This window comes from Myxococcus sp. AB025B, from assembly GCF_006518215.1.
Taxonomy (GTDB): domain Bacteria; phylum Myxococcota; class Myxococcia; order Myxococcales; family Myxococcaceae; genus Myxococcus; species Myxococcus fulvus.
Genome location: NZ_SRLW01000001.1, coordinates 43,227 through 58,089 on the forward strand (window position 1 = coordinate 43,227; position 14,863 = coordinate 58,089).

Annotated in this window: 9 protein-coding genes; all 9 read left to right on the forward strand. The window is 71.2% G+C overall.

Annotation, left to right across the window (positions count from 1 at the left end; all coding sequences use genetic code 11):
- Positions 1–222 precede the first annotated feature (222 nt).
- Entirely contained in the window at positions 223–867 is a 645-nt protein-coding gene (gene pssA, locus FL311_RS00170; RefSeq protein WP_141322763.1) for a CDP-diacylglycerol--serine O-phosphatidyltransferase, read from the forward strand.
- A gap of 163 nt (positions 868–1,030) precedes the next feature.
- The gene (locus tag FL311_RS00175; protein ID WP_141322764.1) at positions 1,031–3,982 is read left to right on the forward strand and encodes a choice-of-anchor D domain-containing protein; all 2,952 of its coding nucleotides are present in this window, start codon (positions 1,031–1,033) and stop codon (positions 3,980–3,982) included.
- Positions 3,983–4,179: 197 nt separating this feature from the next.
- The gene (locus FL311_RS00180; RefSeq protein ID WP_046713170.1) at positions 4,180–4,524 is read left to right on the forward strand and encodes a hypothetical protein; all 345 of its coding nucleotides are present in this window, start codon (positions 4,180–4,182) and stop codon (positions 4,522–4,524) included.
- A gap of 147 nt (positions 4,525–4,671) precedes the next feature.
- Positions 4,672–7,143, forward strand: a complete 2,472-nt coding sequence (locus tag FL311_RS00185) for a serine/threonine-protein kinase (protein WP_194868984.1) — start codon at positions 4,672–4,674, stop codon at positions 7,141–7,143.
- A gap of 22 nt (positions 7,144–7,165) precedes the next feature.
- Entirely contained in the window at positions 7,166–9,445 is a 2,280-nt protein-coding gene (locus tag FL311_RS00190; RefSeq protein WP_141322765.1) for a serine/threonine-protein kinase, read from the forward strand.
- A gap of 377 nt (positions 9,446–9,822) precedes the next feature.
- Positions 9,823–10,347, forward strand: a complete 525-nt coding sequence (locus FL311_RS00195; RefSeq protein WP_141322766.1) for a MerR family transcriptional regulator — start codon at positions 9,823–9,825, stop codon at positions 10,345–10,347.
- Between the two features lie 55 nt (positions 10,348–10,402).
- Positions 10,403–10,894, forward strand: a complete 492-nt coding sequence (locus FL311_RS00200; RefSeq protein ID WP_141322767.1) for a sigma factor-like helix-turn-helix DNA-binding protein — start codon at positions 10,403–10,405, stop codon at positions 10,892–10,894.
- Between the two features lie 104 nt (positions 10,895–10,998).
- Positions 10,999–12,543, forward strand: a complete 1,545-nt coding sequence (purH, locus tag FL311_RS00205) for a bifunctional phosphoribosylaminoimidazolecarboxamide formyltransferase/IMP cyclohydrolase (protein ID WP_141322768.1) — start codon at positions 10,999–11,001, stop codon at positions 12,541–12,543.
- A gap of 3 nt (positions 12,544–12,546) precedes the next feature.
- A complete protein-coding gene (locus FL311_RS00210; protein ID WP_141322769.1) occupies positions 12,547–14,862 on the forward strand; it encodes a zinc-ribbon domain-containing protein in 2,316 nt (771 codons plus the stop codon).
- Position 14,863 lies beyond the last annotated feature (1 nt).

Consider the following 14,863-nt stretch of genomic DNA (forward strand, 5'->3'; position numbering starts at 1 on the left):
TGCCAGCGAGAGCGCCCGGACTTCCAGGACGCCCCTCGCGGGGAGGACACGGTTGGGTTTGGATGCATGGCAGTCGTCGAGCGTAGGAAGGGGCTGATTCAGCCGTCAAAAGTTTTCTCGAACTCGACGATTCCTGAGAGCCTGAACTCAGACGCACCGCGACATGAAACACGACAGCGAGGGACCAGCAGTGAGGATTCCCTGTGCTAGGAGAGCGCGCATATGACGACCGAGCAGCCGCGAGCCCGCCGCCCGCGCCGCCACTTCTCGATGATCCGCACCTTCGTGCTCGCCGACTTCGTGACGCTGGGCAACGGCTTCGCGGGAGCGGGGACCATCCTCGCCGCGATGCAGTACCTGGCGACGGGGCAGGTGCATTGGATGTGGGTGGCCTTCGCGCTGATGCCCCTGGCGCTGGTGATGGACTTCCTGGATGGACGCATCGCCCGGTGGCGCTTCAAGAAGTCGCCGCTGGGCGCGGACCTGGACTCGCTGGCGGACGTCATCTCCTTCGGGATGGCGCCGGCGGCGCTGGCGTTCGCGGTGGGGATGCGCGGGGCGCTGGACGTGGCGGTGCTGCTGTACTTCGTGGCGTGCGGCATCAGCCGGCTGGCGCGCTTCAACGTCACGTCGGCGGAGCTGGCCGACCCGACGGGGAAGGTGAAGTACTTCGAGGGCACGCCCATCCCCACCAGCCTGGCCCTGGTGATGGTGCTGGCGGTGGCCACCTATATGGGTCGCATCGGCGATGCGTTGTTGGGCGGCACCTGGGAGGTGGGGCCGCTGGTGATGCACCCGTTGGTGCTGCTGTACGCGGCCAGCGGCAGCGCGATGATCTCCAAGACGCTGCGCATCCCGAAGCTTTGAGGGAAACCGGACGTCGTAGGCCCCCCTGACACCGGGATTGGCCCTCGTGGGTGGTTGCCCGCCCCTGGGTGGGTGCCTAGTTTCGCCATCGGGTCCGCTCGGCTGCCTCACTGGCGGCAAGCAAGCGGCACAGGGCGATGGGCGCGGGGAAGGGGTGGAAGCCATGACGGGGCGCTGGGGCATTTGGGCCCTCGCGGTGTTGGGGCTGGTTGCGGGGTGCGCGGATCGCGAGCGCTCGACGCTCGCGGACGGGCGGTTGACGGCGACCCCGGGCGGGATGGATTTCCAGAAGGTGGCGCTCTACGACGCGCGCGAGACGGAGATCTCCCTGCGCAACGTGGGACGTGCGCCGGTGGACGTGAACGAGGTCTGGGTGGAGGGGCCGGAAGGCGCCTACCGGGCGGAGTTCACCAGCGACGTGCCCCACAGCCTGATGCCGGGGAGCGCGGCGTCGCTGAAGGTGCGCTTCGCGCCGACGAAGGAGGGTGGCCAGCCGGCGATGCTGGTGGTGCGCTCGGACACGCGCATCGAGCCGCTCTTGCGCATCCCGCTGACGGGCGCGGGCGTGGACGCGTGGGCGCGGGTGTCGCCGCGCTCGCTGGACTTCGGGCGCATCGAGGCGGACTCCAGCAAGACGCTGGCGCTGTCGCTGGAGAACCCCACGGAGCTGGCGGTGGAGGTGACGCCCCGGCTGGTCGGCGCGGACAAGGACGAGTTCGTGGCGAAGTCCGTGGTGGTGGAGCCGGGCGCCAGGGTGGAGCTGCCCATCCAGTTCAACCCGGTGAAGGTGGGCCGCAAGCAGGTGGCGCTGGCGCTCACGCCGTGCCGGGGCTGCGCGGACGTGCCTGTGCTGGTGGCGGCCGAGTCGCTGGAGCAGGCGGTGGTGGCCGAGCCCCCCGTGCTCGACTTCGCCGCGGTGCCGGTGGACCGCGAGGCCTTCCGCGAGTCGCGCATCCGCAACATCAGCACCGAGCCCATGACGGTGAATCAGCTCACGCTGGACGGGCTGGACCTGTCCTATTCGCAGGCGAACACGGGCTTCCCGCTGGTGCTCCAGCCCGGCGAGGTGCGCGGGTTCCAGGTGCGCTACAGCCCCGGCCACATGGGGCCCGCGGAGGACATGGCGCGCTACCACGTGGTGAGCAAGCGCCACCCGACGACGGACGTGAAGCTCAAGGGCTTCGGCGGCGCGGCGGAGCTGTGCGTGTCGCCGGTGACGCACGACTTCGGCATGCAGCCGTTGGGCTCCAAGACGCGGGTCATGGTCAACGTGAAGAACTGCGGCTCGTCCAACGCGGGCGCGCTCACGCTGGAGTCGCTCAACTGGCAGCCGGACCCCTCGGGACCAGCGCAGTTCAACCACACGCCCTTGGCCATGCCGCACACGCTGCAGCCGGGGCAGGAAGTCAACATCCCCGTCTTCTACGAGCCCACGCGCACGGGCTCCGCGTCGGGCGTGCTGGTGATGACGACGAACGCGTACTCCGCGGCCACGGTGCAGATGGACTTCCGCGGCACGGCCCTCGCGCACGCGCCCTGCGAGCTGGCGATCACTCCCATGGCGCTGGACTTCGGCACGGTGCCGCCGGGGCGGGGCGCGGTGCTGGGCGTGAAGCTGGAGAACAAGGGGCGGGATTTGTGCCCCGTGAAGAACATCCAGCTGCGCGACAGCGACGGCGGCGTGTTCCGCATGCCGGGTGGGGACCTGTTCGGCGTCATCATCTACCCGGGCGACTGGTTCAGCTTCCAGGTGGCGGTGCAGATGCCCGTCACCGGCGGCACCTTCGCGGGCACGCTGCAGGTGGAGCAGATGGAGCCGGCCAACCCGGTGGTGCTGGTGCCGCTCATCGCCAACGCGCAGGCGACGTGCCTCATCCCGTCGCCCTGGTACGTGGACTGGGGCGTGGCCCGGCGCGACTGTCCGCCCGAGCCGCGTGAGGTGAACTACCTCAACGCGTGCACCATGCCCGTGTCGGTGTCCAACGTGTGGATTGGCCCGGGCACCACGGACGGCGAGTTCTCCGTGAGCGGCGTGCCCACGCCGCTGCCCTTCACGCTGCAGCCGGGCGAGGCCTTCACGGTGGACCTGGACTACACCGCGCAGGTGTACGGCATGAACCTGTCGCCCTTGTTCGTGAGCTCCGATGATCTGGCCGCGCCGCTGCTGGTGCCACTCATCGGCGAGTCCTCCAAGCGCACGGACAAGACCGACCACTTCACCCAGCAGGACGTGAGCAAGGTGGACGTGCTCTTCGTCGTGGACAACACCGCGTCCATGGTGGAGGAGCACCCGCGGCTCGTGTCGGCGATTCCGTCCTTCGTGGACGCGGCGCTGGCCAAGCAGGTGGACCTGCACGTCGCCGTGACGACGACGGGCATCACCAGCGTCTCCAACGCGTGCCCGGGCGGCGCGCAGGGTGGCGAGGCCGGCCGCTTCTTCCCGGCGGACAACGCCCGGCCGCGCATCCTCACCCAGAACACGCCGAACCTGACGACGCTGCTGCAGCAGAACGTGCAGGTGGGGCAGTGCGCCCAGGTGGAGCAGGGCTTCGAGGCGATGCGGCGGGCGCTGTCGCCGCCCCTGGTGAACAACGCGGATGACCCGCGCACGTCCCTGCCGCGCGACGGCAACCTGGGCTTCCTGCGCGACGCGGCCGCCCTGGTGGTGGTGTTCGTGGGCGACGAGGATGACCACTCGCCGGACGCGGTGGACACCTACGTGGCGTGGGCCCAGCAGCTCAAGGGGCAGAACCAGCCCCAGCGCGCGACGTTCTACGCCATCGCCCCCACGGCGACGGCGTGCGGCACCGCGGGCGGCACGGGCACGCGCTACGCGGAGGCCACCGCGCGCACCGGCGGCGAGGTGATGAACGTCTGCGCGGCCAACTACGGCCCGCTCCTGTCCGCGGTGGCCAACAAGGCCTTCTCCGCCCAGGACCGCTTCCCGCTGAGCGACTCGCCGGAGCCGGGCAGCGTGACGGTGACGGTCAACGGCGCCCCGGTGACGACGGGCTGGCGCTACGACGCGCCCACCAACAGCGTGGTCTTCACCAACGTGCCGGCCCCCGGCGCCAAGGTGTCCATCAGCTACCGCCGCTCGTGCGACGCCGGGTGAGCAGGCGGGCGCGGGTGGGGGCTTCCAGACAGGAGGTGTGAGCCAGTCGAAGGGCCGGTCATCCGGCCCTCGACGTTCATGTCGGTCCCGGGTGCTACAGGTCTGCTTCCGCCTGTGCGGATGACCAGAAAATTGGAGCGCTCCTCACGGTGTGTACCCTGAGGTCGTACCCGCTCCCGCCGAGGAGGCACCCGGTGATGTCCCCAGACTCCGAAGGAACCAAGACGACGAGCCCGGCCCGCCCCAGCGCGGCGCGCTCGCCGGGCCTGCGGGTCATCCAGGGCGAGGGCCGCCGCAAGGAGGAGCCGCTCGCTTCCCGGGATGCCGTCGCCCGCGCCCTGATGGAGGCCGGCGCCGACCTGCTCCTGCGCCGCATCTCTCCGGCGCGAGCCCAGGAAATCGAGCGCAAGGTGGACCGGGTCCTGGACCTGTTCGACCGGGTGGACCGGGCGCCGGTGCTGATGCCGGTGCTCAAGCGGCACCTGGACGAGCTGGAGGCGCTGATGCGCGAGACGCGCGAGGTCCGGGTGGCCCGGCGGTAGCACGCGGGCCGGGATTAACCGGTTCCGCCGTGCCTACAAGGGTTTGACCCCCCTGTCGTGTGGGCTTACGCTCGGGACTTCGCCGCGCCCGGATTCCGGTAGGCCACGGGCCGTGGGTATCCCTGTGGGAGTGCCGGTCAGGTCGCCGTGACCATTGAAACGTATGGCAGGTACCAGCTCCTGAAGCGACTCGCCATGGGCGGGATGGCGCAGCTTTATCTCGCGCGCCAGCAGGGCCCGGAGGGCTTCGAGAAGCTGGTGGTGGTGAAGCGGATCCTCCCGCACCTCGCGGAGAACGACGACTTCGTCAAGATGTTCCTGGACGAGGCGCGCATCGCCGCGCGGCTGAACCACGCGAACGTGGTGCAGATCTTCGACCTGGGCGCGCAGGACGACTCGTTCTTCATCGCCATGGAGTACATCCACGGCGACGACCTGCGGCGCATCTGGAAGCAGTCGGAGGCGATGGGGCAGCCGGTGCCGGTGCCGCTGGTGTGCCGCATCCTCATCGAGGCGTGCTCGGGCCTGGACTACGCGCACAAGCGCACGGACCCGTCGACGGGGCGGCCCCTGGGCATCGTCCACCGCGACGTGTCCCCGCAGAACATCCTGGTGACGTTCGAGGGTGGGGTGAAGGTGGTGGACTTCGGTATCGCCAAGGCGGCGGACCAGGCCACCGTCACGCGCTCGGGCGTGCTGAAGGGGAAGTATTCGTACATGTCGCCGGAGCAGGCCGCGGGTCAGCGCGTGGACTGCCGGGCGGACATCTTCGCCCTGGGCGTGGTGCTGTACGAGCTGCTCACCTGCACGCGCCTGTTCAAGCGCCCCAGCGACATCCAGACCCTGGCGGCGGTGGCCGAGTGCAAGGTGCTGCCGCCCTCGCAGGTGAACCCCCGGGTGCCGCAGGACCTGGACGCCATCGTCCTCAAGGCGCTCGCGAAGGACCCGGTGGACCGCTACCAGGAGGCGGTCCACCTGCAGCTGGCGCTCGAGGACTGGCTGAGCGCGAACCGGCTGCCCTCGTCCACGGCGCACGTCGCCGTGTACATGAAGGACATCTACGCGGAGCGGCTGGCGTCGGAGGCGCGCTCGGGCGAGGTGCCGATGGAGGACTCCGACCCCGCGTCGGGCTCCGGGCGCCAGGAGCAGGGCCCGCGCAGGAGCGGGCTGCGGCCGTCGTTGTCGCGCTCGGCGGTGGCGCCCGAGGGGGAGACGGCGGCGCTCAGGCCTCGCGGGCAGACGCGGAACACGGGGCGCATCGAGCTGGAGTCACCGGCGGGCCGGCTGACGGGCCAGCGCCGGGCGTTGGAGTCGTCGTCCGCGCCGGAGAGGGCGTCGCGCTCGGGGCTGGGCGCGGTGCCGGCGGCGCCCCGGGTGGAGGAGGACGCGCCGACGATGGACGGGCGCGCGGCCTCCAGGGCCACGCTGACGGACGTGAAGGCGGCCACCGAGCCCAAGCCCGAGGGCAGGCCGCCGACGCGGGCCGTGCCCGTCGTCGCGCACCACGGCCACCACGTGGAGGAGGACGCGCCCACCCTGGCGATGCCGGAGCTGGCGGCGACGCCGTCGCGGCCCTCCCGCCTGGCGCTGCCGGAGGTGGCGTCACCCTCGAGGCCTTCCCGCCTGGCGCTGCCAGTGCCGCGTGAGGAGGATGAGGAGCAGGAGGAGGACGCGCCCACCTTGTCGCTGGGCATGTCGCGGCCGGGGCGCAAGAAGGGCGCGGCGCGCACGGGCGAGGTGTCGCAGGCGACCACGTCACGGCTGGGCTGGTGGATTCCCGCGGTGGGGTTGGGGCTGGTGGTGCTGGTGCTGCTGTGGGCCTGGATGAGGCCGGGCGAGTCGGCGCCGGTGCAGGCGCGGCTGGAGACGGAGCCCGCGGGCGCGCGGGTGGTGTTCGACGGGCGCGAGCTGCCGGAGCGCACGCCGCTGACGCTGCCGGGGATGCCCGAGGGGCGCTACGCGCTCGTGGTGTCCATGGAGGGCTACCAGGAGCTGAGGACGGAGCTGGAGGTGCAGGCCTCGGGGCCGGTGCCGCTGGGCGTGCTGAAGCTGGTGTCGGTGGCGCCGGCGGAGAAGAAGCCCGTGGCCGAGCCGGAGCAGGCGCCCGTGGAGGCGCCTCCCGCCCAGGTCGCCCAGAAGGTCCGCCTGCGGCTGGAGTCGCAGCCCGCGCAGGCGCTCGTGTACGTGGATGGGCGCCAGCAGGGTGCGGCGCCGCTGGTGGTGGAGTCCGCGCCGGGCGTGGCGCTGGCCGTCCGGGTGGAGGCCGCGAAGCACCACCCGCTGGAGCGCACCGTGACGGTGGGCTCGGGGCCGGAGCAGGTGGAGCGCTTCACGCTGCAGCCGGAGGCGAGGGTGGCCCCGGTGGTGACGCCACTTCGTCCGCCCCGGCAGGATGTCCGCGCGGAGACGCGGATGGCGAAGGTGCGCTTCGCCGTCAGGCCGTGGGCCGAGGTGACGTGTGGAGGGAAGAAGCTGGGCGAGACGCCCTTCGAGGCGGTAGAGCTGCGCGTTGGCAGCTATGACTGCAAATTCTTCAATCCCGACCTCAAGAAGACGCTCAGTCGACGTATCGAAGTGAAGCCCATCGACCTGAACGTCGTGAGCGTGAAGTTCGAATAGCGCACATGCTCCGGAAGCTCCCTTGACGCTCCTCGCCGGTACGCAGATCGGCAAGTACGTCGTCCGCCGCAAGCTCGCGGAGGGCGGGATGGCGGAGATCTACCTCTGCACCGCCCGGGGCGCGGAGGGCTTCGAGAAGGAAGTGGTCATCAAGCGGGTGCGCGCGTTCCTGGCGAGCGACCCGGAGTTCGTGGGGATGTTCATCGCGGAGGCCCGGCTGGCCTCGCGGCTCAACCACGCGAACGTGGTGCAGATCTTCGACTTCGACAAGCACGAGGACACGTACTACCTGGCGATGGAGTACGTGCGCGGCTGCTCGCTGTGGGAGCTGCGGCGCAAGTGCAAGGAGCTGATGGAGCCGATGCCGCCGATGCTGGTGGCGCACATCGGCGCGGAGGTCGCCCGGGGGCTGCACTACGCGCACCGGCTGAAGGTGAACGGGCACCCGCTGGACCTGGTGCACCGCGACGTGACGCCGCACAACGTGCTGCTCTCGTACGACGGCGCGGTGAAGCTGACGGACTTCGGCATCGCCAAGGCGGGCAAGAAGCTCACGCAGCCGGGGATGCTCAAGGGCAAGTTCGCGTACATGTCCCCGGAGCAGTCGCGGGGCGAGGACGTGGACTCGCGCACGGACCTGTTCGCGCTGGGCGTGGTGCTGTGGGAGATGCTGACGGGCGGGCGGCTGTTCGACGGGGACTCGGAGCTGGCGGTGCTGCGCGCGGTGCAGCACAGCGTCATCCCGCCCCCGGCGCGGCTCAACCCGGAGGTGCCCGAGGAGCTGGACGCGGTGGTGATGCGCGCGCTGGAGAGGGAGCCGGCCGCGAGGTTCCAGACGGCGGGAGAGCTGGAGCGCGCCCTGGCGCAGTGCGTGTTGCGGCACGCCCGCTCCGTGGATGACACGGACCTGGCGGGCTTCCTGCGGCGGCTGTTCCCCACGACGCCCACCATGGCGCTACCCGCGGTGCAGGAGCGCACGCAGGTGCTGCCGGGCGAGCAGGGGCCCGAGGGTGACGACGAGGACGTCGCGCCGCTGGCTCCGTCGCGCAGGGAGCCCACCGCGGTGATGAGGCCGGGGCGGACGGGTGGGGCGCCGTCCTCGCCCGACGAGGACTTCGACGCGTCCACCTTCGTGCTGCCCCGGCGCGACGAGGCCGTGATGGAGGCGCCGCTCGTCCCGTTGCCGCCCATGGCCACGCCGATGATGCCGCTGCCGGCGGTGGCGTCGTCGCCGGTGCCTCGCGGGCCCACGCCGCCGCCTTCGCTTCCGCCCGTGGCCGCGCCGCTGGCCTCGGTGCGCCCGAGCCGCCCGGAGGGGACCCCCTCGGTTGCGTTGCCGCTCGAGAAGGAGACCTCCGGCGTGTCGGCGGTGCCCGCTCGGACGCCGAGCCGTCCGGGCGACGTGGCCGCTGTCTCGCGACGGGACTCCCTCGCGGAGCATGACGACGCGGTCTCCGACGCGTCCGAGGAGGCGGCGACATCCTCGCCCGGGCCGGAGGGTGCTCCGGAGCCCGTCGGTGAGGGTGCTCTGGACCGAGACCGCTCGGGAGCTTGGGCGCAACGAGACGTGAGCCAGGGCCGTGCGCGGACCTCGACGGGCGGACACCACGTCGCGGTGCCCGATGCGCGGGCAGGGGGGCCACAGTCGCTGTCGGGCAGTGAGGTCCCCACCGTCACCGATTCCTCGCCGGGCAGCGCTTCGACCTCGAAGTCGCGGCGGCCGAGGACGTGGCTGCTCGTCGGCAGCCTGGGCCTGTCGCTGCTCGTGTCCGCCATCGTGGTGACGCAGGATCGATGGAACCCGGTGCCGACGGGCACGCAGACCCCTTCCACCTCCGCGGTGAAGACTCCGCCCGAGGCCGTTCCCGCGCCGAGCGAGTTCAGCGCGCGGGGTGGCACGGGGCAGGCTCCCACCGCGCCGAAGGCCGACGTGGAGACCGGTGACGCCGCGGGCCCGGTGGTGGAGCCCTCGTCCGCCGATTCAGAGGCCGAGGTCGAGGGGATGAAGCGCGAGGAGGCGCTCGCGGCGGGACCGACTCCCTCGAAGGGAGACTCCGTCCCGGAGCCCTCGTCGCAGGCCCCCGCGACCACGGGCACGCTGCTCGTCAGGGCCACGCCGTATGCCACGGTCTTCCTCGACGGACGCAAGCTGGGCGAAGTCTCCGGCCGAGCGACCTTCAAGCTCGCGCCGGGCACCTATAAGCTGCTCTTCCATCATCCCGCGGGCGAGAAGCTCTTCGTCATCACCCTCTCCGCGGGCGGCACGGTGACGCGAGAGTTCCGACCGCCGCGCGGTCGTTGAACCTTCGCGGCGACGTCGCTCCCCGAAGCATCGCGTCGTCTCCGCCGCGCGCCGTGAGCTGACCCGGCCCGCCTGCATCCCCGTTCCGCCCTCGCGCCACGCGTGACGGAGCCTCGCTTCGTCCGCATCACTCCGCGTCCGGGTCGCGCGCCGGGTCTCCCGTCACCCCGTGTCGCGCGTCGTCTCGTGGAAAACCGAGGGGTCCTCCGGGTCCGCGCGCACTCGGCTCGACGCGCCGTTCGCTCGGGCGCGGGTGCACCCGCCGTCTTTCTCGAAAGCGTGAACAGCCGACAGCACGACAGCCCTGTAGCAGTCTGCCTTGACACCGAATGGTCGTTTCTGGCACTCAGTGTCCTCTACTGAGTGGCTTATATTCAATGGAACCGATGGACCTGTTGGCTCCCGACGAGATTGCTCGGATCGAGCGCGAGAACGCGGGCGGTCTGCCCGCGAGCGCCATCCTTGAAATCTTTCGTCCGCGGGGCGTGAGGCTGTCGGAGGCGACCTTCCGCAAGTACGTCCAGGCGGGGTTGCTACCGAGGAGTCGCCGGGTGGGGCGGAAGGGGAAGCACCAGGGGAGCCTGGGGCTCTACCCCGTGGAAGCGGTGCGCCGGATCAATGTCATCAAGAAGATGATGGCGGAGGGGCACACCCTGGAGGACATCAAGAAGTCCTTCGTCTTCCACCGCAACCACATCGACCAGGTGGAACGCGACCTCGACGGTCTATTGGATGGGCTCCAGGAGGAGTTGGGAGAGCGCGCCTTCGGGGGGGAGCATCGACGTTCGCTCGAGGCGGAGTTGGCAACGCTGCGGCAAAGAGCGCAGGATCTGGTCCGGGACGTGGCCCGGCTGGGCAGCGCGGTGACCGCACGCGAAGACGAAACGATGAGTTCGCAATAAGATGCCGGCCCTGCAACCGGTGGACCCGGTTAGACTGGCCTCACGTGGAGGGGACATGTCGGAAGTGAAGCAAGTGGAGGAGGGCGGAGACCAGGCGCAAGAGGACCTGGCGCAGGAGCGCCGACGGTCCAAGACGATGTCGCGCAAGGAGATGGCGCGTGATTTGCGCCGCCGTCGGCTCACCGGGCAGGTGGACCCGGAAGAGGCGGACCTGCTCAAGCAGATGGACGACACCCGGCCGCGCACGCGCGCCGACTGCGTGAACGGACCGCGTCCGTGCATGTTCGTCTCCTGCAAGCACAACCTGTATCTGGACGTGAACCCGGAGACGGGGTCCATCAAGCTCAACTTCCCGGACAAGGAGATCTGGGAGCTGGAGCACACCTGCGCCCTGGACGTGGCGGAGAAGGGCGGCATCACGCTCGAGGAGGTGGGGGAGATCATGAACCTCACCCGTGAGCGCATCCGTCAGGTGGAGACGCGCGGGCTGATGAAGCTGCGCGAGGCCACCGAGGCCGAGCCTCCTGTCTCGGCCCGCAAGCCCTGAATCGACCGGCGGCCTGGTGCCGCCAACGTCGCGCCGACGTGTTGCGTTGACACCCCAGGGGGTGGTTGCTAGTACCGCCGCTTCCCGCACACCGAGGCGCACACGTGCTGGCACTCCTCAGCGTTTCCGATAAGCGCGGTCTGGTTCCCTTCGCCCAGGGGCTGGTTCACCTGGGGTTCCGGTTGCTGTCGACGGGGGGAACCTTGGAGGCGCTCAAGGGCGCCGGCATCCCCGCCTCCCAGGTGTCCGAGCACACGCAGAGTCCCGAGATTCTCGGCGGCCGCGTGAAGACGCTCCACCCGCGCATCCACGGCGGCATCCTCGGCCGCCTGGAGCTGGAGGCGGACCGCGAGGAGATGAAGGCGCACGGCATCGAGCCCATCTCCCTGGTCGCGGTGAACCTGTATCCGTTCCGTCAGACGGTGGCGTCGGGCGCGGCGGAGGCGGACGTCATCGAGCAGATTGATATCGGCGGGCCGGCGATGGTGCGCGCCTCCGCGAAGAACTTCCGCCACGTGGCCGTGGTGGTGGACCCGGACGACTATCCGTCGGTGCTCGCGGAGCTGGAGCAGCACAAGGCGGTGGGCGAGGCGACGCGGCGCAAGCTGATGCGCAAGGCGTTCGCGCACACGGCGGCCTACGACGCGTCCATCTCCGCGTGGCTGTCCACGCAGGCGGGCGAGCCCTTCCCCGGAGAGCTGTCGCTGTCGTTCAAGAAGGCGCAGGACCTGCGCTACGGGGAGAACCCGCACCAGCGCGGCGCCTTCTACCGCGAGCACTCGGCGCCGTCGGAGCCGACGGTGGGCTTCGCCAAGGTGCTCCAGGGCAAGGAGCTCTCGTACAACAACATCCTGGACCTGGACGCGGCGCTGGGTCTGGTGCTCGAGTTCGCCGAGCGGCCCGCCGCGGTCATCATCAAGCACAACACGCCGTGTGGCGTGGCGGTGGATGACGCGCTGGTGAAGGCGTACCGCACGGCGCGGGCGGTGGATGAGACCTCCGCGTTCGGCGGCATCGTGGCGTTCAACCGCGAGGTGGACGAGGCCACGGCGCAGGCGATGGCGGAGACCTTCCTGGAGGCGGTCATCGCCCCCTCGTACTCGCAGGCGGCGCTGCAGGTGCTGGCGGCCAAGAAGAACCTGCGGCTCTTGGAGGCGGGCGCGGCGCTCGCGTCTCCGACCGCGCGGCCGAGGGCCCAGTTGGACGGCCGGAGCGTGTCCGGGGGCCTGCTGCTGATGGACCGGGATGCGGTGGAGCCGGAGCTGGGCTGGAAGGTGGTGTCCAAGCGGGCTCCCACACCGGACGAGGAGCGCGCCCTGCGCTTCGCCTGGAAGGTGTGCAAGCACGTCAAGAGCAACGCCATCGTCTTCGCCTCGGGCAGCCAGCTGCTGGCGCAGGGCGGCGGACAGACGAACCGGGTGGACTCGGTCCGAATCGCGATGCAGCGCGGCGGAGCGGCCCTCCAGGGGAGCGCCGTGGCCTCGGACGCCTTCTTCCCCTTCCGGGACGGCCTGGACGAGGCGGCCCGGGCGGGTGCGACCTGCGTCATCCAGCCGGGCGGCTCTGTTCGGGATGCGGAGGTCATCGCCGCCGCGGACGAACATGGGATGGCCATGGTGGTGACCGGAGTGCGACACTTCCGGCACTGACTCATGCGCATCGTCTGCCAGAAATGCGCCGCCGCCTATGCCATCGATGATCGGCTGATCACGGCAAAGGGCGTCCGCGCGCAATGTCCCCGCTGCCGCAACCTGCAGCTCGTCCGGCGGGATCCCTCGGCCGTGCCTTCACAGGACGCGCCGGCGGCCCCGTCACGTCCCGCTGCGGCCGCTGCCTCCGCGCCACCTCCCGCGGATGACCTGTTCGGTGATTTCGGCGCTCCGGCGCCGATGCCCGCCGCGCAGGCGCCCGCCGTCCCCGCCCGGCCCGCGAAGGCCGCGGCGCCGGAGGCCGACCTGTTCGGAGACTTCGGTGCGATGCCGGAGCCCTCGCCGAGCAGCGCGCCGCCGGTGGACCCGTTCGCCGACCTGGGCGGGCCCGCGCCGGCGCCCTCGGCGGGAGCGGATCCGCTGCTCGACTTCCTGGGGCCCGCGCCCACCTCGCCGCCCGCGCCCGTGGCTCGCATCTCCTCGGAGCCCGGCGCGGTGCCTGTCTCCGTGGCGCCCATCCCCGACGTCATCCAGACGGTGCTCCCGCGCTGGAAGCTGAAGTACCTGGAGCTGGAGGGCACGAGCACGCAGCGACTCGAGGAGGGGCGGCGGCAGCTGGCCCGCGAGGAGCGCTCCGCGTACACGGAAGCCGAGGAGTCCTTCCAGCAGGCGTTGCTGCTGGACCCTCGCAGCGACGAGGCCATCGCGGGCTATGTCCAGTCGCTCGCGCTGGGGCGCGGCGCGGGGTTGGACGACACCGCCTTCAAGGAGGCAATCGAGCTGGTCGAGGCCGCCCAGTCGCGCGCGGGGCGCGTGCCCCAGCTGCTCCTGGCGGAGGCGAACCTGTTGCTGACGCGCTCGCGGCAGAGCGCGCCGCGAGAGCGGGCCCGGGTGCTGGCGGAGGAGTCGCTGGCGCACGCGAAGGCGACGGATGCGCAGAAGGCGGAGGCGCATCTGGTGATGGGCCGCGTCTACCTGTCGTCGTCCGGGGGGCTGGCGGACCAGCAGTTCGGCATGGCGCAGAAGCTCGCCCCGGACCTCAAGCGCATCCAGTACTACCGGGCGCTCGCGCACGAGTCCGCGGGTGAGTACAAGCTCGCGCTGGAGACGCTGCGCAAGCGCCTGACGGCGGACCCTCGGGACTGGGACAGCCTGGCGGCCACGTCACGCATCTACCAGGAGGTCGGGGAGCCGCAGGAGGCGCGCAAGCTGTACGAGGCGCGCGCGAAGGCGGACCCCGGGGAGCTGCGGGCGCTGCTGCCGCTCGCGGTGCTGCGCTATCAGGCGGAGGGCAACGCCGCCGCGGGCGTGCGAGAGCTGCGGGCGCTGTTGAAGACGCGCGAGCGACATGACCATCGCGACGTGGCGCAGGTGCTCGTGCATCTGGCCGCCGCCGAGCGCGCCGCGGGCAACAGCGACGCGGGCGTGAAGGCCGCGGAAGAGGCGCTGGGCCTGTCGAAGGAGCTGCCCGAGGCGCACCTGCAGGTCTTCCTGGTGGCGCTGGAGCAGCGCGACGCGGCGAGGGCGCGCAAGCACCTGGACGGCATCAAGGGTCGGCTCGAGGACCGCGCGCTGGAGGCGGTGCTGGAGGGCCGCCTGCTGCTCCTGGAGAAGAAGCCCCTGGAGGCCCTGGAGCGCTTCCAGGCGGCGACGAGCCTGGATGCGCGGCGGCTGGACGCGCAGCTCTTGGCGGGCGTGGCCGAGGCTGCGGCGAAGCGGAGCACGGAGGCGTTCCGGGTGCTGAAGCAGGCCCTGGCGGCGGACCCGCTGCGGCTGGAGCCCCGGCCGGTGAGCACGCGCTTCTGGCTGCGGCCCGCGGAGACGGTGAAGGGCGTGGAGGGCACCATCCTCGCGCTCGCGCAGAACCCCGATGACCCGGCGCCCTCCCTCTACGAGGGGGTCCTGCGCTTCCATCAGGGGGACTTGGACGCGGCGGACCGGCACCTGCGCGACGTGCTGGAGTCGGACGCGAACAACGCGGACGCGCTGGCGTACCGCTCGCTCATCGCCACGCGCAAGGGCAACTCGACGGAGGCGCGGGCGCTGTCGGCGCGCGCGGTGTCGGCGGGGCGGCAGCACCCGGTGGCGCACCTGGCGCATGGCTGGGCGCTGGCGGACGGCCGTCAGGTGGAGCCCGCCAAGCGCGCGCTGCGCGATGCGCTGGGGTTGTCTCCCACGCTCTGGTCCGCGAGGGTGCGGCTGGCGGAGCTGGAGTCCACGCAGCGGCGAGCCGAGGCGCGCAAGGAACTCGTGAGCGTGGTGGGGTTGGACCCCGAGTACCTCCCCGCCAAACGGATGCTCTACCTGTTGGACAGATGAG

Bases quoted from the DNA above. Each gene is read 5' to 3' on its own strand.
- FL311_RS00175 (WP_141322764.1), top strand. From the start codon at position 1,031: ATGACGGGGCGCTGGGGCATTTGGGCCCTCGCGGTGTTGGGGCTGGTT.
- FL311_RS00210 (WP_141322769.1), top strand. From the start codon at position 12,547: ATGCGCATCGTCTGCCAGAAATGCGCCGCCGCCTATGCCATCGATGAT.
- FL311_RS00200 (WP_141322767.1), top strand. From the start codon at position 10,403: ATGTCGGAAGTGAAGCAAGTGGAGGAGGGCGGAGACCAGGCGCAAGAG.
- FL311_RS00195 (WP_141322766.1), top strand. From the start codon at position 9,823: ATGGAACCGATGGACCTGTTGGCTCCCGACGAGATTGCTCGGATCGAG.
- FL311_RS00180 (WP_046713170.1), top strand. From the start codon at position 4,180: ATGTCCCCAGACTCCGAAGGAACCAAGACGACGAGCCCGGCCCGCCCC.
- pssA (WP_141322763.1), top strand. From the start codon at position 223: ATGACGACCGAGCAGCCGCGAGCCCGCCGCCCGCGCCGCCACTTCTCG.